Annotated in this window: 20 protein-coding genes; 15 read left to right on the top strand and 5 right to left on the bottom strand. The window is 41.1% G+C overall.

What is annotated here, in order from left to right; all coding sequences use genetic code 11:
- The first annotated feature begins 143 nt into the window (after nt 1–143).
- The gene (locus EHS13_RS25455; RefSeq protein ID WP_155703075.1) at nt 144–548 is read left to right on the top strand and encodes a hypothetical protein; all 405 of its coding nucleotides are present in this window, start codon (nt 144–146) and stop codon (nt 546–548) included.
- Nucleotides 549–629: 81 nt separating this feature from the next.
- On the opposite strand, the gene EHS13_RS25450 is transcribed toward EHS13_RS25455, so the two are convergent.
- Complete coding sequence (locus EHS13_RS25450; RefSeq protein ID WP_155703074.1) at nt 630–1,028, bottom strand: cupredoxin domain-containing protein; 399 nt, start codon at nt 1,026–1,028, stop codon at nt 630–632.
- Between the two features lie 180 nt (nt 1,029–1,208).
- Nucleotides 1,209–1,574, bottom strand: a complete 366-nt coding sequence (locus EHS13_RS25445) for a phage holin family protein (protein WP_155703073.1) — start codon at nt 1,572–1,574, stop codon at nt 1,209–1,211.
- Between the two features lie 205 nt (nt 1,575–1,779).
- On the opposite strand from EHS13_RS25445, the gene EHS13_RS25440 reads away from it, so the two are divergent.
- From EHS13_RS25440 to cysK, 13 genes are all read left to right on the top strand, one after another.
- Entirely contained in the window at nt 1,780–4,146 is a 2,367-nt protein-coding gene (locus tag EHS13_RS25440) for an endonuclease MutS2 (protein ID WP_155703072.1), read from the top strand.
- A gap of 36 nt (nt 4,147–4,182) precedes the next feature.
- Nucleotides 4,183–6,003 (top strand): cache domain-containing sensor histidine kinase, encoded by a 1,821-nt coding sequence (locus EHS13_RS25435; protein WP_155703071.1) that lies wholly within the window; start codon nt 4,183–4,185, stop codon nt 6,001–6,003.
- Nucleotides 5,993–7,579: a response regulator transcription factor gene (locus EHS13_RS25430; protein WP_155703070.1), complete on the top strand. Its 1,587-nt coding sequence runs from the start codon at nt 5,993–5,995 to the stop codon at nt 7,577–7,579. Before EHS13_RS25435 ends, EHS13_RS25430 begins: the two co-directional genes overlap by 11 nt.
- On the top strand, nt 7,576–8,847 hold the full coding sequence (locus tag EHS13_RS25425; RefSeq protein WP_155703069.1) for an extracellular solute-binding protein: 1,272 nt from the start codon (nt 7,576–7,578) through the stop codon (nt 8,845–8,847). The genes EHS13_RS25430 and EHS13_RS25425 overlap by 4 nt, the downstream gene beginning before the upstream one ends.
- A gap of 224 nt (nt 8,848–9,071) precedes the next feature.
- Nucleotides 9,072–10,448, top strand: a complete 1,377-nt coding sequence (locus EHS13_RS25420; protein WP_155703068.1) for an extracellular solute-binding protein — start codon at nt 9,072–9,074, stop codon at nt 10,446–10,448.
- An 83-nt stretch (nt 10,449–10,531) separates the two neighbouring features.
- A complete protein-coding gene (locus EHS13_RS25415; RefSeq protein ID WP_155703067.1) occupies nt 10,532–11,428 on the top strand; it encodes a carbohydrate ABC transporter permease in 897 nt (298 codons plus the stop codon).
- Nucleotides 11,429–11,454: 26 nt separating this feature from the next.
- The gene (locus EHS13_RS25410) at nt 11,455–12,282 is read left to right on the top strand and encodes a carbohydrate ABC transporter permease (protein WP_155703066.1); all 828 of its coding nucleotides are present in this window, start codon (nt 11,455–11,457) and stop codon (nt 12,280–12,282) included.
- A gap of 27 nt (nt 12,283–12,309) precedes the next feature.
- On the top strand, nt 12,310–14,019 hold the full coding sequence (locus tag EHS13_RS25405; protein ID WP_162463250.1) for a glycoside hydrolase family 66 protein: 1,710 nt from the start codon (nt 12,310–12,312) through the stop codon (nt 14,017–14,019).
- A 91-nt stretch (nt 14,020–14,110) separates the two neighbouring features.
- A complete protein-coding gene (locus tag EHS13_RS25400) occupies nt 14,111–14,788 on the top strand; it encodes a PspA/IM30 family protein (RefSeq protein ID WP_155703064.1) in 678 nt (225 codons plus the stop codon).
- Between the two features lie 75 nt (nt 14,789–14,863).
- Nucleotides 14,864–15,283: a DUF350 domain-containing protein gene (locus EHS13_RS25395; RefSeq protein WP_155703063.1), complete on the top strand. Its 420-nt coding sequence runs from the start codon at nt 14,864–14,866 to the stop codon at nt 15,281–15,283.
- A 111-nt stretch (nt 15,284–15,394) separates the two neighbouring features.
- A complete protein-coding gene (locus EHS13_RS25390) occupies nt 15,395–15,952 on the top strand; it encodes a hypothetical protein (RefSeq protein ID WP_155703062.1) in 558 nt (185 codons plus the stop codon).
- Between the two features lie 70 nt (nt 15,953–16,022).
- Nucleotides 16,023–17,240 carry an MFS transporter gene (locus tag EHS13_RS25385; protein ID WP_155703061.1) on the top strand — a complete coding sequence of 406 codons (1,218 nt, stop codon included), beginning with the start codon at nt 16,023–16,025 and terminating at the stop codon, nt 17,238–17,240.
- Between the two features lie 23 nt (nt 17,241–17,263).
- The gene (cysK, locus tag EHS13_RS25380) at nt 17,264–18,184 is read left to right on the top strand and encodes a cysteine synthase A (RefSeq protein WP_155703060.1); all 921 of its coding nucleotides are present in this window, start codon (nt 17,264–17,266) and stop codon (nt 18,182–18,184) included.
- Here the strand turns inward: cysK and EHS13_RS25375 are convergent.
- The 3 genes from EHS13_RS25375 to EHS13_RS25365 all read right to left on the bottom strand — a co-directional run bounded on the left by EHS13_RS25375 (nt 18,164) and on the right by EHS13_RS25365 (nt 20,493).
- Nucleotides 18,164–18,733 carry a TetR/AcrR family transcriptional regulator gene (locus tag EHS13_RS25375; protein ID WP_155703059.1) on the bottom strand — a complete coding sequence of 190 codons (570 nt, stop codon included), beginning with the start codon at nt 18,731–18,733 and terminating at the stop codon, nt 18,164–18,166. The genes cysK and EHS13_RS25375 overlap by 21 nt on opposite strands.
- Nucleotides 18,734–18,737: 4 nt before the next feature.
- On the bottom strand, nt 18,738–19,445 hold the full coding sequence (locus EHS13_RS25370; protein ID WP_155703058.1) for an MBL fold metallo-hydrolase: 708 nt from the start codon (nt 19,443–19,445) through the stop codon (nt 18,738–18,740).
- 370 nt (nt 19,446–19,815) lie between these two features.
- A complete protein-coding gene (locus tag EHS13_RS25365) occupies nt 19,816–20,493 on the bottom strand; it encodes a DNA-binding response regulator (RefSeq protein WP_155703057.1) in 678 nt (225 codons plus the stop codon).
- Nucleotides 20,494–20,659: 166 nt separating this feature from the next.
- Between EHS13_RS25365 and EHS13_RS25360 the strand changes: the two genes are divergently transcribed.
- Nucleotides 20,660–21,631 (top strand): ketoacyl-ACP synthase III, encoded by a 972-nt coding sequence (locus EHS13_RS25360; RefSeq protein ID WP_155703056.1) that lies wholly within the window; start codon nt 20,660–20,662, stop codon nt 21,629–21,631.
- The last annotated feature ends 123 nt before the right edge of the window (nt 21,632–21,754 follow it).

The following is a 21,754-nucleotide window of genomic DNA, read 5'->3' as shown; positions in this document are numbered from 1 at the left end:
GATTATCTTTTGATTCTTCTATTGATGGTTTCAAACTGATCAGAATATGGTACAATAAAATTCTAAGGAGTGTGATCGGGATGCAAGAAATTTTAGCTAAACTAGATGAATTGTCAAAAGGCCAAACTGCAATTTTATAAAAAATGGATGAATTACAGAAAGGAACTAATGCTCGATTCGATGAATCAGATAAAAGAACTAATGCTCGATTCGATGAATCAGAGAAAAAATTTAATACCCGATTCGATGAATCTGAGAAAAAGTTTAATGCTCTATTCGATGAGTCAGATAAAAAGTTTAATGCTCGTTTCAATGAAACAGATAAGAGCAACAATGCACGCTTTAATAAAATTGATAATTCAATTATGCAAATTGAAAATATCGTGACTCAACTAGTTACTATGGTTGGAACGGTTATTAGCAAACAGAATGAAATGGAGAACATGAAGAAGGACATTGTTAATATCCAGCACGATTTTCGTTTGCTCTCACAAAAAACCACTCAGCATGAATTTGAAATTAATCGGCTTAAGAATGCAAAAAATTGACCCTACATAAGTAATTTAGATCTATAATAAATAAAAAAACAGCCATCTCTGAATTTCAGAGGTGGCTATTTTTCTAAAGCTTTAAACTACAATTAACTTTGCTTTCATGTTCATATGGCCGCCACCACAAGGGAAGCTGCAGCTGATCGTATAAGTCCCAGCTTCATCAGGTGTAATGATCTGGCTCATTTTGCCTTCTTTCAAATTAACTTTAAGTTTATCGATTCTCAGTGCATGAGTTCCGGATTCATTGACCAAAGTCAATTTGATCGTTTCACCTTTTTTAATCGTGTATTCTTCTTTATCGAATTTAAAGGTTTCCTTACTTGCTTTGAATATAAGCTCTGTTGAGGCTTCTGTTGTACCAACTGCTTCTGCAGGATCTACTATGGCGTCTGCTGCATCGTCCTTCTTACTTCCGCAAGCGGATAATGCAAACACTAAGGTTAGGACTAAGAGTAAACTTAATAATTTCTTCATGGTTATAAACTCCCTTTTAATAATTAATTTAACTACTCAATTATCATACTCCTAACTATTAATATTTGCAGTGACAAACTAATGAATCTTTAGTTGATTACTGTGAAAATGACAATTTGTGAACAGAAAAAAACCGCCGGTTAAGGCGGCAGCCAAGGCCATGGTTATTTTGAAGATAACTTACTTTACGGTGCGTTTACGATGATCGTTGTCTTTAAATACGCTGATGGGGACGAATAAATCGATAATCCCGATCACCAACGCAGCGATTATGGCACCGATCATGGTAACGTCCACACCACCTACGATGAACTGAGCCAACCAAATGACGAATGCACTTACGAGAAATCCGACAATTCCCCTGCCGAAAGGGGATACATTTTTGCCGAAAATCCCTTCAATAATCCACCCGATTACGGCTATGGCAATTGCCAAGAATAAAGCACTCCAAAAGCCGCCGACTGAGAAATTAGGCACAATCCATCCTACAATCATTAAAACTATAGCGGATATGATGAACCTAACTATGGCACCAAGAATATGCATCGAAGAAACCTCCTTTTCTAGATATATTACTTAATATAGTATTTCCAACAGAATTATAACCATTCAAGGGAGGTGATCCCAAGGAAATTTTAATTAAAATGATTTTCTCGAATGGCGGAAAGCTGGGGATTTGGATATAATGGTTATGCTAAAGTAGATCGTCATTATTGAGCTGCAGTGGCATTATCGTTGGAGGGATGAATTCGTGAATACTAAGATTATTAAAACTTTAGAATACGGTAAGATTTTACATACACTTTCTGGCTATGCGGCTACTTCGTTAGGGAAGGCTTGGGTTGAGAAGCTAGAGCCAAGTCCAGAGCTTACGGAAGTTAAGCAACGTTTGCAAGCGACCGATGAGGCCGCACATGTCATTCGGTTAAAAGGATCAGCACCGTTTGGTGGAATCCGTGATGTTCATGCATCCATACGTCGATCAGAAATTGCCGGGACACTTAATCCCACTGAGCTGCTTGATATTGCGAATACGATGAGTGGAGCCCGCAGATTACAGCGGTTTATTCTTAATGTCCATGAGGATCATCCGATTCCCTTATTGGCCAAGCTTGGCAATGAATTGACCGAAACTAAGGCAGTTGAAGAAGCTATTCGTTATTGTATTGACGATAATGCAGCTGTTTTGGATAGCGCAAGCTCAGAGTTAAGTAAGATTCGTCAAGAACTGCGTAATGGGGAGTCACGGGCTCGTGAAAAGCTGGATCAAATGATTCGAACCCCATCCATTCAAAAAATGCTGCAGGATAGTATTCTTACTATGCGCAATGACCGTTATGTTATTCCTGTTAAACAAGAATATCGGGGTCATTTTGGTGGGATTATTCATGATCAGTCCGCATCAGGGGCTACCTTATTCATCGAGCCTGAATCTGTAGTCGTGCTTAATAATAAATTACGCGAGCTCAAGCTCAAAGAAGAACGAGAAATTGAGAAAATATTGCAAATGCTCACGGCACAGGTAGCTGAAGTAGCAGAACCGATGAAAATTAATCTTATAGTACTGGCTGAGCTGGATTTCATGTTTGCCAAAGCAGGGATAGCACGTGAGATGAAGGCAGTGCTGCCCATTATGAACGATCGTGGCTTTCTTAAGCTGCGTAAAGGCAGACATCCCCTTATTCCACATAAATCGGTTGTCCCGCTTGATTTGGAAATTGGCAATCACTATTCGACAATTATCGTAACAGGACCTAATACAGGTGGTAAAACCGTTTCTTTGAAAACGGTAGGTTTACTAAGTTTGATGGCGATGTCTGGTTTATTCGTGCCTGCTGAGGAAGGAAGTCAGCTTTGTGTATTCGACGCGATTTATGCGGATATAGGCGATGAGCAAAGTATCGAACAAAACTTAAGTACATTTTCCAGTCATATGACTAATATTATTAATATCCTACGCGACATGACGCCTAAAAGCTTGGTGCTGCTAGACGAAGTCGGTGCGGGAACGGATCCAGCAGAAGGATCAGCTTTGGCGATCTCTATATTAGAAGATATCCATCGCAAGGGAAGCCGGATGATTGCTACGACCCATTATAGTGAGCTTAAAGCATACGCTTATGAGCGCAGCGGAATCATTAATGCCAGTATGGAATTTGATATTCAAACGTTAAGTCCCACCTACCGCTTATTGGTTGGAGTGCCTGGGCGCAGCAATGCCTTTGCGATTGCGGAGCGACTCGGTCTCGACAAGACGATCATCGATCATGCCCGCGGGCAGGTTAACGAAGAGGACCAACGTGTAGAAACGATGATTGCGACGCTGGAGGAGAACAGGCTTGTAGCAGAGTCGGAACGACATATCGCTGAGCAGCTGCGTCGTGATGGTGAACAGCTGGTTAGAAAGCTGGAGCAGGAGCAAGTCAAGTTTGAACTAGAGCGCGCCAAGCTCATGGAGCAAGCAGAGAAAGATGCGGCTCAAGCGGTTGCTAAGGCAAGAGTCGAAGCGGACCAAATCATCGCAGATTTGCGCAAGCTGGCAATGGAAGAACGCAGCTCAGTCAAGGAGCATGTGCTTATCGAAGCGAAGCGACGTTTGGATGAAGCCGTGCCTAAGCTGAAGGATAAGAATCGTTCCACACAGCAAGCGAAGAAACCAAAGGCGCTTCAAGCAGGTGACGATGTGATTGTTTCAAGCATCGGTCAAAGAGGCCAAATTGTTGAGATCGTTAGCGGAACAGAAGCAGTTGTTCAGTTAGGTATGATGAAAATGAAAGTAGCATTAGCTGATCTAGACACCTTAGGTGGTGGTACAGCGTCCAAGAAGACTGTTCAGCATGTAGTGACAGGCGTGAAACGGACTCGAGATGAGCATACACGTTCAGAGCTCGATTTACGTGGGGCTAATTTGGACGATTCGATTATTGAAGTCGATCGTTTTCTGGACGAGTCTTTTCTAGCCAATTTAAGTCAGGTCTATATTATTCATGGTAAGGGTACAGGTGTATTGAGATCCGGGATTCAGGATTATATGCGCAAGCATCGCAATGTGAAAAGCTATCGTCTAGGCAACTATGGTGAAGGCGGTAATGGAGTCACAGTAGTGGAGCTTAAATAAATTCGCAGTTCATCATATTGCTGAAAGTGTGGTAGGATGAGACATTTTATTACAAGATTATTTTTAAACCATTTATCTACTAAACTTGTGCTCTTAATTGTCCCTCTGCTCCTATTCACCATAGGAGTCATTAGTTATTTCTACTATGGCTCCACTTCAGACATAATAAGCGAAAATGTAAGGGCTTCCACTAAACAAGCGGCTAAACAGTCAGCTGACTATTTATCTTTGATTCTAACTGTAGGTACGGACGTGGGGCAGCAAATTTTTCATGATACGCGTATCCAGCAAGTGATAATATCAGAAACCAAAGGCAATCTATCTGTCGACCAAAAAACGGATATCAAAGATTCTGTAGATGAAATTTTGAATAATGTGATGTACACAAGCTCCTTTGTTCGCAGTATTTACTTGCTTAAAGAGCAGGGGAACAGTTGGGGAAGCGGTATGTTTAATGAATCCAAAATGATGCGCTATACGCTGAAGGAACATGATTGGTATAACGATGTGGTAAATGGCAAGGTGGATGATTTATGGCTGCCGCTCCACTACGATCCATTCAGTGGGGGCGGTGAGAATACCGAGCTAGTGCTGACTTTAATTAAACCGCTGCGTAACTTAGAAACACGGGAAGTGTTAGGTGTCATTGTAATTAATATGGATGGGAAGCTGATTTTGGATGCTATTCAACGGATTCGCTTAGGTAAAACGGGCAAATTTACGATTGTTAACAATCGAGGCGAGATCATGATATCCGAGGTTAGCGAGCAATGGAACCAAAGCTTAGCTGATTCAGAGCTCGGTAAGTGGATTATTGCCAATCGTAATATCGAAAATGAATTTGAGATGAAGCTGGATCATGTTGATCAATATATCGTCACCCGGAATATGAAAAATGATTGGACGATCCTTGGAACAGTACCTATTCAAGAGGTATTGGAGGGGATCCAAAAAATCCAACTCAAAATATGGATGTATTCAAGCCTGCTATTAGCTGCGGCGCTTGTCATTGGCGTGCTTTTTTCACGTAGAATAACATCGCCGCTAAAAGAATTAATGAATCAAATGTCGCAAATCGGGAAAAGTGACTTGAAAGCAAGGACAGATGTAAGATCACAGGATGAAATTGGTCAGCTAAGCCGCCGATTCAATCAGATGGTTGGTCATATTGAACTGTTAATAGGTCAGGTTAACGAAGAAGAAGCAAAAAAACGCGAAGCCGAAATGAGAGCACTAAGATATCAAATCAACCCGCATTTTCTGTTTAATACGCTTTCGACTATTCGTTGGATGGTGTTGTATCAAAAATATGATGAAGCCTATAACGGGATCGCTTCCTTGGTTCAGCTGATGGAAGCTAGTATGGAAAAAAGCGGTGTTTTCAGTTCGATTCGAGATGAGCTGGGCTTACTGGACAAATACATGGTCATTCAGCAATTTAGGTATGGAGATAACATCCATTTATTTGCAAATGTAGATGAAAGCTTATTGGATCTTGAAATCCCGCGAATGCTGCTCCAGCCTATCGTTGAGAATGCTGTATTTCATGGAATTGCCCCGCAAGAACAAGGGGGGAGAATTGATATCTCCATGGAGTTATCAACTGAGAGTGAGACGACCTTGCTGATTTGGATCAAGGATAATGGTCTAGGTATTAATCCAGAGCATATATCGGGACTATTGCGTACCTCATCAGAGCAGAGAGCTGGCATGTTTGGAATTGGATTAAACCATGTACATGAAACGATTCAGCTTTACTATGGCAAGGCGAGTGGTGTTTTCATTGAAAGCGAGCTAGGTATTGGTACCGTTATTCGCTTGGAATTGAACCTAAGGGGGGATAAAAATGACATATAAAGTATTTGTTGTGGATGATGAGCCTATGATACGTTATGGCTTGACCTCGTGCATTTCTTGGGCGCAAGAGGGTTTAGAATTAATTGGTGAGGCTGCTAACGGGGAAGCAGCGCTGCAATTAATTCAACAGCAAGAGGTAGATATTCTGATTACGGATATTAAAATGCCGGTAATGGATGGTCTTGAGCTAACCCGTAGAGTTAAGAGTCTATACCCAGATATTAAAGTAATTTTGGTCAGCAGCTACAGTGATTTTGAATATGCGAGGGAAGCTGTTCAATTAGGTGTTGTGGTTGATTATTTGTTGAAGCCTACCATGGAGCCAGCTGATTTATTGCGCATTTTACAGGTCTGTAAGATGAAATTGGATGAAAGTGCTGTTCGTGTCCAGAAATCCATGACAACCAAGAACAATGATCTAGAAAATGGAATAAAAAAACTGCTGCAAGGCGAAGTAGTACAATTTAGCGTTGTACCAGTTTGGTTAAAGGAACCATTGGTAGTTTCTGTTTGGAAGCTGGAAGCTGTTGAAACTAGCGCACAAGCTGGTGGTTTAGAGAAGCTGATTCAGTTAGAAAAAGCTAAAAGCTATTTATTGTCCGGATTTACAGAAAGCATAGGGTTTATTACGAGCGAGCAGCAATTAGTCTTAGTAACGGGTTATAACAACGGAAGCATTAATCAGCAATTGGAAAAGGCACAGCAGTATATGCAAAAGCAAGAAAAGGCAGCTTTTACAGTAGGTATCAGTGAATCCATACATAGTATCGAAGCGATAACAGCAGCTTATAAATGGGCGAGTCATGCACTAGACCAAGCTTTTTTCGACGGTAGGAATAAATGCTATCTCGGTAAAATAAGTTCTCATTACATAATCCCAAAAAGTGAAGATGCTGATCTAGTCTGGCTAGAAATAAAAGAGAGATTTTCAAAAGCATATGCCGCGGCTATTTTTGACGAAAGCGAGAATGCACTTAGAGCACTATATGCAGCCTGGGATTCCAAATTGTTCTCTGCAAATGAAGTTATTTTGCAAGCTAAAAGTCTAATTACGATCATTTGGTCGCGAAATATGAATTTAAAAACCAATGACAAAATTAATGGAATATTGGATAAACTCCAAGAAATCATTCTAATCGATACTTTGCAAAAGCTTATCTCCTATATGAATAAAGAATTTAAGGAAATTTGGGAATCCAATAAAATCTCGATTTTGAATGAAGATTCGAATAGCGCTCATGCTATTCAACTTGCAATGTCCTATATTCAAGAAAATTATCGTTCTGAATTGACACTGCAGAGTGCCGCAGATCATGTACACATGAGTCGAAATTATTTCAGTGAGCAGTTTAAAAAAGTGTCCAATCTGAACTTTATTGATTTTGTAATTCAACTGCGGATTAATAATGCTATGCAAATGCTTCGTCAAACTAACCTCAAGGTCTATGATATTGGCAGTCAATCAGGATTTAATAGCTCCAAACACTTTTTAAAGCTTTTCAAACGTGAAGTAAAGTGCACGCCTGCTGAGTACCGACAAAGTCAACGAGAGCTTAAAGTGGAGGCGGAAATATGAACTTGTTTAAATCCATGATTATGCTTTTGTCGATTCTGCTGCTTGTCTCATGCACTAATAGCTCGCTTGTTTCCGATAATAACCCTCCTTCCAGTGAAGACGTGGATCAACGCGATACGATTGAGTTTTGGCATACCTATAGCGACATTGAAACCAAGGTTTTTGAAGAGCATATTTTACCGCTTTTTGAGCAGGAATATCCAAATATTAAAATTCATGCGACACGGTTAGACTATACAGATCAATTAAAGAATAATATTCTTGCTTCCGTTGCGGATAACAAACAACCAGACGTCATGCGGATAGATATTAAATGGGTGCCGGAATTAGCTAAATACGGAGTGCTTGCTGAGCTATCTGAATTGGAAGACTTTAACCAGCTCAAAGAGCGTTTTATTGGGTTTTTGCTGAGCACTAATGAATACCATGGCAAATACTATGGATTGCCTGTTAACGCAACAACTAAAGCTGCCGTGTACAATCTTAAGCTGCTGAAGGAAGCGGGCTTATCCGAGCCACCTTCAACCTTTGATGAACTGATCCAAGCAGTGAAATATTTGCAAACCAAGCATTCCGATGTTTATGGGATTGGGATTTGCTGTACAGAAGGCTGGGGAACATTACCTTATTTCTGGACCCTGGGCGGAAATCTGACGGATGATAAGTTCACAAAGACGGATGGATATTTGAATAGTGAAGCAAGTATTAGAGCTATTACAACCTTAAAGATGTGGTATGATCAGCGAATTATTGGACCCTCCATATTACGTGGGGAGCCTGGCAATTGGGACGGTGTTCTCAAAGGAAAGCTACTGATGATTGATGAAGCTCATTGGTTTCATATAGTTAATTCAACAGGGGATAACAAAGATCTGCTCAAAGACACTATTATTGCTAAGTTCCCTAGTGGCGTGAGAGCTGGAACCTCGATCATTGGCGGGGAGAACTTGATTATGTTCAAGGATTCGAAGCAGCGAGAGCAAGCATGGACATTCATGAAATGGATGATGACGGAGCAACCGCAGAAAATCTTAGCAGAAACCGGATTGATTCCAACCATTAAAGATGTAGTGAATAATAATCCGATGTTTACCCCTTATTTGGAGCAGTTGAATAATGCCTTACCTCGCCCGCCTGTTTCCGTTTGGGATGATATGGACAAAGTGTATACGCGAATGATGGAACGCATTCTCACCAACGAACAGCCAATAAAAGCGGCAATTGATGAAGCCGTACTCAAAATTGACGCTATGCTGTTGAACCAATAAAAAATATAGCTTAATAGCTTATCAAGGCACTATTAGCGATTAAAGCGCTAAGGTGTCTTTTTTTCATGTTAAACGGAATAAAGCGGACTATATATAGCTCTAAGAAATTAACTAAGCGAATCCCTTAACAAACGATACCAAAACGGAATTTTAGGGTATCCATATATCCGTCGTTTTTCCAGTAAAGTAAAGCATGTAGACCAAAACTTTAAGGGGGAACAGAAATGAAAGTACTATTCAAAACTGCAGCGAAGACTTTGATTATATCCTTGGTTGCAAGCGTTTTCTTAACGGCATGCAGCAAATCAGAACCAACGGCTAGCACATCAGCAGCACCGGTAGCGGAAGCAACAGAGAAGGTAACAATTGCTCCTAGTACGGCAGCAGCCGAAACAACAGCACCAACAGCTAAACCGCTTGAGAATGTAACGATTGATTTCTGGCATGCTTTTGGTGAAGGCGAAGAAAAGGTGCTTAAAGAAGATGTGCTTCCTGCTTTTGAGAAATTAAATCCTACAATTAAAGTCAATGCAATTCGGATGCCAACAGAAAATCTCGATGCACAGGTACTTACTGCAGCAGCGGGCGGCGCCGTTCCTGATCTTATGCGAATGGACAATACTTGGATCTCACGTTTTGCTAAGGAAGGCGCCTTGCAGACAGTCGAAGGTTTTCCTGGCTTTGATCAAGTTGTAGCCAACTCCTTTAAGGCACCGATGGATACTAACCTATTCAATGGCAAATATTACGGCGTACCGCTTGATACCAATACGAGAGTAGCCATTTACAATAAAGAGCTATTGAAATTGGCCGGAGCAACAGAACCACCGAAAACGATGGATGAGCTTGTTACCTTAGCGAAGAATCTCAAAGCCAAAGGCAAGTATTATGGCATTACAATTGGTGGAGCGAATACGTGGGACATCTCAGCATTTTTCTGGACTTTAGGTGGAAAATATACAGACGATAAATTCGCAACAGCTACAGGATTTATCAACAGCCCTGAAAGCATCAAGGCATTGGAAACTATCGTTTCATGGAATGCGGATAAGCTATTAGCACCTCCGATTCTTGGTGGAGCACCTGGTACATGGGAAGGTTTACGTGGAGATAAAGGTGTAGCGGCAAATTATATGATGATTACCGATGGACCTTGGTTTTTCAGTATCCTAGGTGATGCAGTGAAGGACACTATGATCGCAGCTACAATCCCAAAAGGACCAGATGGTCAAAGCCATTCAATTATAGGCGGCCAGGATCTGGTGATTTTTAAAGATGCTAAGCATCCTAATGAAGCATGGACATTCTCTCAGTACATGTTGTCGGAAGAAGTTCAAACCTTGATGACACTTAAGACAGGTGCGATACCAACCAATACCAATGCAGCGAAATCAGAAAAATTGAAGGATGTTTATTATTTACAGGCTTATGTAGACGAAATGGCAACCGCTTTTGCAAGAACACCTACGCCAAGATGGAATGAAATCAGCGAACTAATCGGCACCAGCTTTGAGAGTGTATTGCGTAAAAAAAGCACAGCCAAGGAAGCTTTGGATAAAGCAGCAAAAGAAATCGATGCGATATTAGCTACAACAAATTAAAAGCTCATACTAGGAACGGTATTAATTCGAGCTTCGTAAGATCAACTTACGGAGCTCGTTTTTTTAAAGAAAGAGGTGTCCCAATGCCAAAAGCTATAAAACAATATATCGAGGTTGCTCCCTATTTACTTCTAGGATTAATTTGTACATCAGTTTTTGTGTTCTATCCAATGATTAAAGGGATTTATATGAGTTTTTTTGATTACAAGGTTTTGCAGCCCAAAGAAAGTCTGTTTATTGGACTAGATAATTATAGCAAGCTTTTGCATGATTCCAAGTTCTATTTATCCTTGCGAAATACATTTTTGATGGTAGCGGTTACGGTGCCAGGACAATGGTTTTTTGGAATAATAGTAGCCATGGCAATTAATTTGAAGTTTATCCGCGGCAAAATATTCTTTCGTTTGGTTTATTACATCCCTGCGATATCCTCGTGGATTGTAGTTTCCTATTTGTTTAAATATTTATTCTCTGACGGCTCTGACGGCATTATTAATTACCTACTGGTAGATGTGCTTCATCTAATAGCTGAACCCATTGCTTGGCTGCAAAATAGCTGGACAGCTAATATAGCCATTTGGACATTAAGTGTCTGGAAGGGTGTCGGCTGGGTGATGGTAATGTATTTGGCTGCATTGATGTCGATTCCGCGTTCACTCTACGAGGCAGCCGAAATAGACGGTGCAAAAGGGATACGAATGTTTATTCATATTACCTTGCCCTTAATGAAACCGATGACCGCGTTCGTTCTAATCAATTTAATTATTGGGGCATTTACGGCATTTCTCCAGGTTTATTTTCTCACTAGCGGGGGGCCGCTGGGTACTACAGAGGTCGTTAATACCTACATGTTTAAGCATGCCTTTACGTTTTTCCATTTTGGATATGGTTCAGCGGTAAGTGTAGTTATTGCGGTGATTATTTTCATCCTGACCTTCAGTCAGCAGCGTAAATTCGGCAAAGAGCGGATTGAATTCTAAGCTACTTAACAGATAAGAGGTGTGTTATGAAAAAAATTAAAAATACGCTAATCTATTTGCTGTTGATTGCGGGAATTTTTGTTGTTATAGGACCGTTTGTTTATATGTTTTTCACTTCGCTTACGACGGATAATTACAGCATCCCTTCACCACATAAGCTGATATTTGATGCAAAAAGCTTCAATAATTATTCCCTCGCCTGGTCCAAGAACCATTTTCAACAGTATTTTTTCAACAGCATATTTATAACGTTAATTACGGTGGTCTTAGCCATATCATTAGCAGCCTCAACAGCTTATGCTTTTGCCCGATTTACTTTTCCACTTAAGGAGTTGCTGTTCAAGGCGTTTATTTTTACGATGATTCTCCCGTCGCTGCTTAATATTATCCCGCAATTCACTATCATTAAAGCATTAGGGCTTGTTGATACACATGCAGGATTAATTTTACTTTACGTAGGATCCGGTGTGGTAGGTGGGACATTTTTTATACGTGGTTTTTTTGAAAGAATTCCTGTAGAGCTTGAGGAATCGATCGTTATAGACGGTGGCGGACGTTTTACCATATTTCGTTCGATTTATATTCCTTTATCGCTTCCCGCATTAGGTACATGGGCGATTTTGTCATTCTCAGGTACATGGGATGAATTCACAGTAGCACTTACGTTGTTGAAAACAGAATCACTACGCACGCTGCCCATTGCGCTTCAATTGTTTCGGGGGCAGTATGCGACTTCATATGGGTTATTCTTCGCTGCGTCGATCATAGCATTGATCCCAATCATGGTGATTTTCGCAGTGTTCCAAAAGCAATTTGTTAATCCCAATCAGTCAGATGGCAGTGTTAAAGGATAGAAAATTAGGATAAGGATGGATAAAACCATGACCAAGCAACATTTAATTCAACTCATTCCGAGTAAAGCTCAATACAAACCTAACGAAGAGATTGTTTTATATTTGCACTCAAAGCTAGAGGAAATAGCACGTTACCAATGGTGCTTATATGATCTGGAGCAGTTAATTTTGAGTGGTGAAGGAGAAATACGAGTTGGGATTACAGGTATAGAGATTCCGACTATTTCAACGGGCTCAGGTGCATATGGCGTATTCGTTAAAGTTACCAACGGTGATAACATAAAGCTGGAAGCCGAGACAGCATTTGATATAGCGGAGCATTGGCACGAGGCGCCTAGATATGGATTTCTCAGTGATTTTAAACCTGGAGAAGCGGCGGATAACACAGATGTTGAGTTTCTAAATAAGCATCATATCAATATTGTACAGTTTTATGATTGGATGTATCGGCATGATCAATTGGTACCAGAGGTGGATGATTTTACGGATCCATTGGGACGTGAAATTTCGCTTCAGGTCGTGCGTGAAAAGATTGCAGGCCTACGCGAGCACGGAATCGCCTCAATGGCTTATGCCGCAGTGTATGCAAGCTTAGCAGATTATGCGGCTAAATTCCCAGACCAGGTTTTATATCGAAATGATGGAGTGCCTTACTCATTAGGCAGCTTTTTCTATATCATGGATATTTCTACGGACTCCGCTTGGACCCCACATATTATTGCGGAATTTCTAAAGGTACTGGAGCTAGGTTTTGATGGTCTTCATTTGGATCAATATGGAATGCCAAAAAAAGCAATTCGTACGCTTAATGGCAAGAAAGAAGTTGTTGCGCTCAAGCAGCTGTATCCCGCATTTATTAATCGAACACGTGAGGTGATTGCTCCGAGATATCCGGTTGCTGGATTGATTTTTAATAACGTCAGCAATTATCCGGTTCATACAACGGCAAATGCGCTTCAAGACATCATATATATCGAAGTCTGGGATCCGATGACCTATCTTCGAGATCTTAAACAGCTGATTGATCGCGCCAGGGAATTATCGGGGAAGCAGGTCGTGCTTGCTGCTTATTTACCTGCTTTTCATCCAGAACGAGCAGCTCCATTGGCTGAAGCAGAGTTTGGTGCAACGTTAGTTATGGCGACTATATTCGCAAGCGGCGGGTATCATCTCTTGCTAGGGGAACAGGAGAATGTGTTGACTGAAGGGTATTATCCTAAATATGGATTCGTTTCTGATAGATTCAAACAAACTTTAACGTTTTACTATGATTTTATCGTGATGTACCGTCATTTACTCTATGATTTCCAGCTCGAGGATATCTCTTTGACCTTCTCAGGCGGGATAAATACAGAGATTTCATTTCACAAAGATGACATTATATTCTCGCCCAATCAACATGTGAACAGCGTGTGGACGATCGTCAAGGAAAAGCCAGGATACTTGATTTTGCATGCAATTAACCTGATTGGCTTAGATAATGATGTGTGGCATCAAGGCAAAAAGCAAGCACCTGCTTATCTTGATAAAATAGAAGTTACTATTGAAATGCTGGAAGAAATCGAAGGGGTTTACTGGGCGACACCGGATGGAAACTCGATTCAGGCTAAGGCACTGGATTACAATTGGGTTACAAGAGATGATTACAATGGCAGGTATATTCGCTTTGTTTTACCTGAATTATCGTATTGGTCTATGGTTTATGTGAAGACCAAGCATGGTGTTGCTACTGCGTAAATAAATTTCTTTTGCAAATATTGAAACCTTGGGGGATAATGAATCGTATCAATATTCATAAGTTATACCAATCTGAGGAGGAAAAAACGAAATGGGTATTTTTAAGAGATTACGTGATTTAACGGCAGCGTCAATTAATGATTTATTGGATAAAGCAGAGGATCCAGTGAAAATGTTAAACCAATTCCTGCGTGATATGGAAGAGGACATCATGGAAGCCGAATCAGCTGTAGCGAAGCAAATCGCAGTCGAGAAGAAATTCAAGATGCAAGTTGAAGAAGCACAAGAAATGGTGACAAAACGTCAAGAGCAAGCAGTCAAAGCATTGGAGCAAGGCAATGAAGATTTGGCTCGCCGCGCGCTTGAAGATAAGAAAGAGCACCAAATTCGTTTCGATGAGATGAGCAAGCAACATGCTATTTCCAAAACAAACGCAGATCAGCTTCGCAATCAGTTGAATGAAATGAAAGACGAATTCAACAAAATGAAGAATAAGAAAGATTTGTTGATTGCTAGAGCAGAATCAGCAAAAGCCCAAAAAACAATCAACCAAGCAATGTCAGGCTTCGGTACAGATAACGCAGCTAAAGGCTTTGATCGGATGTCGGAAAAGGTGCTTCAAATGGAAGCCGAAGCACAAGCAAGCGGAGAGCTTCGCTCCTCCAATCGCAGCTTGGACGACGAATTGGATAAGCTAGGCGGCGGTAGTGTTGTCGACGATGAGCTTGCAGCGTTGAAAGCTTCAATAGCAGCTAAAAAACAACAATAACATATTAAGCCCACAAGAGACTGAATGAACTTCTTCAGTCTCTTCGGCAATTTTATTGCAGGAGGCGGATATAGTATGAACGCTGAGGTCGATAGCTGGATGACGAACGTGTATTTAAAGACGGTGGCCTTTTTCTCGGTTTCCGTAGTGGCTTTGATTATTTTTTTAATTATCTTTGGATTGATTACCAAGTACAAGGATTGGGAAGAAATAAAGAAAGGCAATGTCGCGGCCGCCATGGCAACAGGGGGGAAAATTTTTGGAATCAGCAATATTTTTCGTTTTGCAATTCTCAATAATGATACTCTTGGCGATACGTTGATCTGGTCCTCCATTGGTTTTGGGCTACTATTGGTAGCTTATTTTGTCTTTGATTTTTTAACCCCGTTCTTTAAGACGGATGAGGAAATTAAAAAAGATAATCGTGCTGTGGGATTAATCACCTTGATTATATCCGTTTCTATGTCTTATATAATTGGAGCTAGCGTAACATGAAGTATTTGTGGGGCACGTTATTTGCATTAGCGGTTGTTTTTGTAGCTGTTGGTGTGTACTATTTAAGGTAAGGCAAGTTAATAGAGATAGATTGATGGAGGCAAGAAAATCATGAGTGAGAACGAAGTAGTGATATGTCCATGGTGTCACATGGAGATTACATGGGATCCCGAATTTGGACCTGAGGAAGAATGTCCGCATTGCTTCAATGAGCTTAAGGCTTATCGTTCATTGCCTTTAGGTGGTGCGATTGAACATGAAACTGATTTTGATGATGAAGATGACGAAGAGCCAGAAACCGCAGAGGAGTTAGCTCAAGTCGGTGTATTGGAAGAGGATATAGATGATGACAGCACAGATGATTATGAAGCCGATCTCGAAGAGATTAAAGCTAAAGATGTTTATCACGAAGGTGTTATGCAGGTACTTGATACTCAGCTTGAAGTACCAGAATGCTTCCGTTGTCAGGAATTAATGCTCCTAGCTGGCACTCAGACTGTAGATTCCAGCAAGTTTGTCCCGGAGATTCCTGTTTCGCTCGGTCAACCCTTTTTACCTCATGGATTCAAGCTGCAGCTTTATGTGTGCCCATCCTGCTTCTCGACCGAGAGCATGTTATCACCAGATGACCGGGATTCTATGATTAAAGTAATTAAAGGAAATCAGTAATTTTTGTCCCTTTTGGATATAGTAACAATGAAGCTTTAACTTCAATGTCACGCTGCCAAAAGGGGATCGAATGAAGTCAAAACAAACGAATAATAAGGCTTTATCTGGGCAATCCATACTACTTCTTTCTGTAAATGGGTTGTTTGCTATTGCCAATGCACTGTCGGGGACGTTCGTTAGCATTTACTTGTGGATTGCTAAGAATGATTTTGCGCTAATAGCTTGGTTTGCGATCGCAAATCAGCTGACTATGGCAATTACCTTCTGGATTGCTGGCAAATGGGTCAAAGAACATAATAAAATGCATGCTCTAAGATTAGGTGTAGCTGTTTCGGCTTTATTTTATCTGCTGATCCTTTGGCTTGGTGTAAACGCGGTACATTATGTATTTTTACTTGGTATGGTGATGGGGTTAGCCTCTGGGCTTTTCTGGATTGCCTTTAATATTGTATACTTTGAAGTAACTGAACGGGATACAAGAGATAAATTTAACGGATGTATGGGCTTGCTTGGTTCTGGGGCGGGCATGATTGCACCTTGGCTATCAGGTTATTGGATTACACATATGAAGGATGCGGCAGGGTATCGCCTTATTTTTACGATATCGTTGATTATTTTTCTAATCGGGGTTGTACTTAGTTTTTTTCTGAAAAAACGCAAGGTGCAGCAGCAATATGAATGGATGTTTGGCTTGAAGCTTTTATTGAAAAAGGGACATCCATGGCGGAAAATATCGATTAGCTTAGCAGCCCAAGGCGTACGTGAAGGTGTTTTTGGATTTCTGATCGGGTTACTGGTTTACATATACACCAAGAATGAAATGAAGCTAGGCAACTTTTCACTTATTTCTTCGGCTGTAGGCTTTGTTGGATTTTTTATTGTTGGAAAGTGGCTCAAGCAGCGTTGGCGCAAGACTAGCATGTTGCTGGGAATCTTGATGATGATTATGGTTATAGTACCGTTTTTCTGGAAATTAAATTATACTACGCTATTGATATTTGGAGTCGGAACGGCCTTTTTTATGCCACTTTTTATTGTTCCAATAACTTCTGTTGTATTTGATCAAATTGGTGCAAATGAGCAGAGTGCAGAGAAGCGTGTGGAATATATCGTGCTTCGTGAGCTCTCGTTATGTGCAGGACGCTTGCTGGGTTCGTTTATTTTTATTGGTGTTGTTTCGTGGAGCAAGCAGCCGTTGGTTATTAACTTTTTAATGCTGGGTATTGGTAGTGCACCGTTAGTAGCTTGGTTTTTTTTGCGGCCTTGGCTCAGCAAGCCCCTATCCTAATCGTTTTGAAAAGAGGAATTAGCATGAGAACAAGATTAGTAAACAGCATTACAGATTTAATTGGAGATACACCTGCAGTGCGGCTGAACCGGTTGGTTGGTGCGGATGATGCGGAAGTGTATGTGAAGCTGGAATATTTCAATCCGAGCGGAAGTGTAAAAGATCGAGCCGCCTATAATATGATTATAGAAGCCGAGAAGGCGGGGATATTGCAGCCGGGAGATACCATTATTGAACCTACCAGTGGCAACACGGGGATTGGGCTTGCCATGAACGCAGCAGCTAAAGGTTATAAAGCCATTCTAATTATGCCGGATAATATGAGCTTAGAGCGAATTAATTTACTTAAAGCTTATGGTGCAGAGGTTGTATTGACGCCAGCGGGTGAGCGGATGCCGGGAGCAATTAATAAAGCTTTGGAGCTTCAAGCTTCAATCCCGCGGAGTTTTATCCCCCAACAATTCGAGAATAAGGCGAATCCAGATATTCATCGCAAGACGACAGCTGTGGAGATTTTGCAGCAAATGGATGGGCGTTTAGATGCTTTTGTTGCGACATCAGGTACAGGGGGAACTATTACGGGGACGGGTGAGGCTTTGCGTGAGAGCTTGCCTAATATCTTGATTTATGTAGTTGAACCGCAGGGATCGCCGGTATTATCAGGCGGAGTTCCGGGCCCGCATAAGCTGGTTGGCACAAGTCCTGGCTTCATTCCCGCTATTCTTAATACGGAAGTATATGATAAAATCATCCAGGTTTCAGATGAAGATGCTTTGCAAACGACCCGTGACCTTGCTCAATTAGAGGGGATTCTGGTTGGGCCGTCGGCAGGAGCTTCTGTTTGGACTGCTATTCAGCTTGCTCGTCAATTAGGGGCAGGACGTAGGATATTATGCATTGCACCCGATACAGGGGAACGCTACTTAAGCATGGGGATTTTTTAGACCATTCAGAAAAGTCTGTAAAATATAGCGAAAGCTTGCATCACGATCTAAGGCTAATCCAAAGCCTTTTTTTATTTCCAAGGAAACAAATCCATGGAAAATACTGCGCAACCCGCGGACAGTATGGAGAGCATCATCTTCGGAAAGCTGATAAACCTCCAAAACACGCAGGATTAAATTTACAAACTCGTCGGCTAAAAGCAGCATAGCAGGATCATCGCGATCAGGTGCTGACAAGGTGGCTTCATATAAGCCGGGATGTTTGCGAGCAAAAGCCAAATATGCTAAACCCATAGCTATCAAAGCTTTTTCTCCAGACACACCTATCGCAGCATTTGCTATCTGATCCTTCATTCGACTCAAGCTCCAACTAGCTAAATCCTTGCGAATTCCAGGCATGCCATCCACATGATTATAAAGGGACGGTGTTTTGATTTTTAATTTCTGGGCTATGAGTGCTAAAGTAACTTGTTCTATGCCCATATCGTCTGCGAGTTCGATGGCGGCTTGCAGGACGACTAATTTATTGATTCCGGGACGAGCTGCCATAGTGTCACCTCAACGCTTTCTCTGCTTCATTAATCGCTTGCTCTAAAGCTTTTGCAGGATTAAGTATAACATTGCCATGTCCAATAGCCAGTAGGGAAGGTTGGAGGGTGCTTAATTTACGAACACTATCTAATGCAGATTGTTTATGCCAGGTTGCCATTGCCGGGAATGGGAACATCCATTTTACCGTTCCGGATACAGCAATTCCTCCCCGAGTTTGCATAGCATCTCCAGCAATCAATGCCTTATTCCTCACATCAATAAAAGCCATATGGCCAGGTGTATGACCAGGTGTTGCTATAGCTTGCAGTGAACCGATGCGGTCTCCGTCTTCGAGCAGGACTTCAGGGATGGTTTTTATGGATTTTGGCACATCGCCTTTAATTTGCGTTTGTGGTTCGCCGGGTTGAGAGTTTTTGTTGCCAGCTAATAGCAAGGAGTCACGTTTGGAGATATAGACCTTAACATTCGGTAGATCTTGCTTCAGACCATCAAGCGCACCGACATGATCTCCATGTGCATGAGTGAGTACAATGCGAGTCAGCGGCTTGCCAATTTTCTCGATCGCTTGAAGAATTCCCTTTTTGCTAAAAGGCATCCCAGCATCAATTAAAGTCAGCTCCGTATCCTCCTCAACCAAATAACAATTAATCGGAAAAGCTCTAGGTAAAAAAGTTAGCTGATAAATAGTACCATATTGACGAGTACGCATAAAACAACACTTCCTTTCGCAAAACTAATGTTATTAGTAATTTAACATATAATATTAGTTTGTGCAATGGGGTTTTGGAGGATTTGTGCTGTAGCGATAAGAAATATCGCTACAGATCTAAGTTAGTTAGAGAAACTTGCTGTAGAGATATTTAATATCGTTAGAGTGGCAGTGGGAGTGAGGAGTGGACTAGGTTCAGTGCTGTAGCGATAAGAAATATCGCTACAGATCTAAGTTAGTTAGAGAAAGCTGCTGTAGAGATATTTAATATCGTTAGAGTGGCTGAGGATGCTTGGAGTAGACTGGGTTCAGTGCCGTTGCGATAAGACATATCGCTAGGATAGCAATGGCTGTATGAATTAACTGGGTATTAGAGTCCAATACTACTAGGTGCGATATTAGTGGAAGGCCGAAAACACTTAATTCTTTTAGTACCTTCACCTCCTGGAATTAATAAGGATTTTTCAACTAATCTATGAAGAATTTTTCTAGCGGTTTGATTTTCTATGCTAAGAAGCAAACAAACATCAGATGGGGTAATGCTACGGTTTAAGCGAAGGCAAAAACTTAATATTTCTTTCTCTTCAATTGAAATTTGATCATGCTGAATAATCTGCGTACCTGATAATTTACCAATTAATTGCTGGATGATCTGCATGCACATTCTAGGGCGCTCTTTAATGTCATCGTGAGTAAACCGGATAATTTTCCAACCGTCTATGGTTAAATGGTTCTGTCGTAAGCATTGATCCGAATGCTGCCAACGGCTGGCTTTTTGAATATGTGTTCCATAATCATCAATCTCTATGGCAATTCGAAAAGCAAAAATGAAAAAAGCGAAGTCTATGAATCTCAGACCATCTTTAAAATCATTAATCTCAAACTCCGGATGCAAATCTTCGAAATTACCTAGTGCTGGCCACCAAACATTTTCTAAAAATAATCTCATCGTATGTCCCTGCCCAGCCTGCAATCTTCGGAGACGCTCACCTTTTCTACCTTTGGTATGTTTTTCAATGAATTTTTTGTACGCTTCTTCTAATTTCATTTCGATTTCCTCAGTTTAATATGTTAAGAAAATTAATTATAACTGAAAATTTCACTCCTTTCTTCATAAAGAAATATTGACTCCTAGCTTATTTTAGTGTAACTTTAGTTTATTAGTACTTGGTACTAGTATTAGATGCTAAAAATTTATTTTTGAGGTGATCGATATGAACTCTTACGCCAAAATAACCGCCATGGGAAGTTATGTTCCGGAGCGAATTTTAACAAATGAAGATTTGGAAAAGCTTGTTGATACCAATGATGAATGGATTATTAAAATGACAGGAATTCGTGAACGAAGAATTGCTAATGACAATGAGTTTACTAGTGATTTATGCATTGCGGCTGCACAAGATCTGATGACACGCTCTGGGAAGTCACTAACTGATGTAGAATTGATTATTGTCTGTACGCATACGCCAGATTTTCCTTTTCCGTCCGTTTCTAGTCTTATCCAGGCTAAGCTCAGCATTCCCCTAGCAGGTGCGATTGATTTGAATGCTACTTGTGCGGGATTTGCTTATGGTTTGCATGTTGCTAATGGTTTAATAGCTGCAGGCTTACATCGTAAGATTCTGGTTGTAGGCGCCGATACAATGTCCAAAATTACCGATTATACGGATCGATCCACATGCATTCTTTTTGGTGATGGTGCAGGAGCGGCATTAGTCGAACAAAGCGAAACTTCAGGATTTCTCGGCTACCACTTAATGTCTGAGGGAGAAGGCGGGAAGAGCCTATATCGTACGGGTATTTCCAAAGAAATGGACGGAGAGCCCTTAATCGACACGCAAAAAGTTGTGCAAAATGGCCGGGAAGTCTACAAATGGGCGGTCAGCACGGTGCCTAGAGGAGTGGAAGCATTACTACAAAAAGCAGATGTAACGCTTGCAGATGTTGATTGGTTCATTCCACATAGTGCAAATTTGAGGATTATAGAATCAATATGTGAACGCCTTGAGTTCCCAGTAGAAAGAACATTGCAAAGCTTGGAGTATTACGGAAATACTTCAGCAGCTACGATCCCACTAGCTTTAGATATGGGATTACGTGAAGGTAAAATTAAAGCTGGAGATACCGTGCTTATCTATGGTTTTGGCGGAGGCTTGGTGCAAGCTGGCTTGCTTTTGCAAGTTTGAGTGACAACGATAAGCTGAAAAACAGTCTAACATCAGACTATTCCAATAGTCCAAGGCACCATATGCTGGAAATCAGCGCATCGCAGCAGTACTCAAGCTTCATAGCATAGCAAGGACTCGTGA

The sequence above is a fragment of the Paenibacillus psychroresistens genome (genome assembly GCF_009728935.1).
GTDB lineage: Bacteria > Bacillota > Bacilli > Paenibacillales > NBRC-103111 > Paenibacillus_AC > Paenibacillus_AC psychroresistens.
The sequence above is the reverse complement of the archived record's forward strand: the minus strand, read 5'-3'. Positions and strand labels throughout refer to the sequence as shown.

Bases quoted from the DNA above. Each gene is read 5' to 3' on its own strand.
- EHS13_RS25370 (WP_155703058.1), bottom strand. From the start codon at position 19,445: ATGCGTACTCGTCAATATGGTACTATTTATCAGCTAACTTTTTTACCT.
- EHS13_RS25375 (WP_155703059.1), bottom strand. From the start codon at position 18,733: ATGGCAGCTCGTCCCGGAATCAATAAATTAGTCGTCCTGCAAGCCGCC.
- EHS13_RS25445 (WP_155703073.1), bottom strand. From the start codon at position 1,574: ATGCATATTCTTGGTGCCATAGTTAGGTTCATCATATCCGCTATAGTT.
- EHS13_RS25405 (WP_162463250.1), top strand. From the start codon at position 12,310: ATGACCAAGCAACATTTAATTCAACTCATTCCGAGTAAAGCTCAATAC.
- EHS13_RS25450 (WP_155703074.1), bottom strand. From the start codon at position 1,028: ATGAAGAAATTATTAAGTTTACTCTTAGTCCTAACCTTAGTGTTTGCA.
- EHS13_RS25390 (WP_155703062.1), top strand. From the start codon at position 15,395: ATGAGTGAGAACGAAGTAGTGATATGTCCATGGTGTCACATGGAGATT.
- EHS13_RS25455 (WP_155703075.1), top strand. From the start codon at position 144: ATGGATGAATTACAGAAAGGAACTAATGCTCGATTCGATGAATCAGAT.
- EHS13_RS25425 (WP_155703069.1), top strand. From the start codon at position 7,576: ATGAACTTGTTTAAATCCATGATTATGCTTTTGTCGATTCTGCTGCTT.
- EHS13_RS25395 (WP_155703063.1), top strand. From the start codon at position 14,864: ATGAACGCTGAGGTCGATAGCTGGATGACGAACGTGTATTTAAAGACG.
- EHS13_RS25400 (WP_155703064.1), top strand. From the start codon at position 14,111: ATGGGTATTTTTAAGAGATTACGTGATTTAACGGCAGCGTCAATTAAT.
- EHS13_RS25385 (WP_155703061.1), top strand. From the start codon at position 16,023: ATGAAGTCAAAACAAACGAATAATAAGGCTTTATCTGGGCAATCCATA.
- EHS13_RS25415 (WP_155703067.1), top strand. From the start codon at position 10,532: ATGCCAAAAGCTATAAAACAATATATCGAGGTTGCTCCCTATTTACTT.
- EHS13_RS25360 (WP_155703056.1), top strand. From the start codon at position 20,660: ATGAACTCTTACGCCAAAATAACCGCCATGGGAAGTTATGTTCCGGAG.
- EHS13_RS25435 (WP_155703071.1), top strand. From the start codon at position 4,183: ATGAGACATTTTATTACAAGATTATTTTTAAACCATTTATCTACTAAA.
- EHS13_RS25430 (WP_155703070.1), top strand. From the start codon at position 5,993: ATGACATATAAAGTATTTGTTGTGGATGATGAGCCTATGATACGTTAT.
- EHS13_RS25365 (WP_155703057.1), bottom strand. From the start codon at position 20,493: ATGAAATTAGAAGAAGCGTACAAAAAATTCATTGAAAAACATACCAAA.
- cysK (WP_155703060.1), top strand. From the start codon at position 17,264: ATGAGAACAAGATTAGTAAACAGCATTACAGATTTAATTGGAGATACA.
- EHS13_RS25410 (WP_155703066.1), top strand. From the start codon at position 11,455: ATGAAAAAAATTAAAAATACGCTAATCTATTTGCTGTTGATTGCGGGA.
- EHS13_RS25420 (WP_155703068.1), top strand. From the start codon at position 9,072: ATGAAAGTACTATTCAAAACTGCAGCGAAGACTTTGATTATATCCTTG.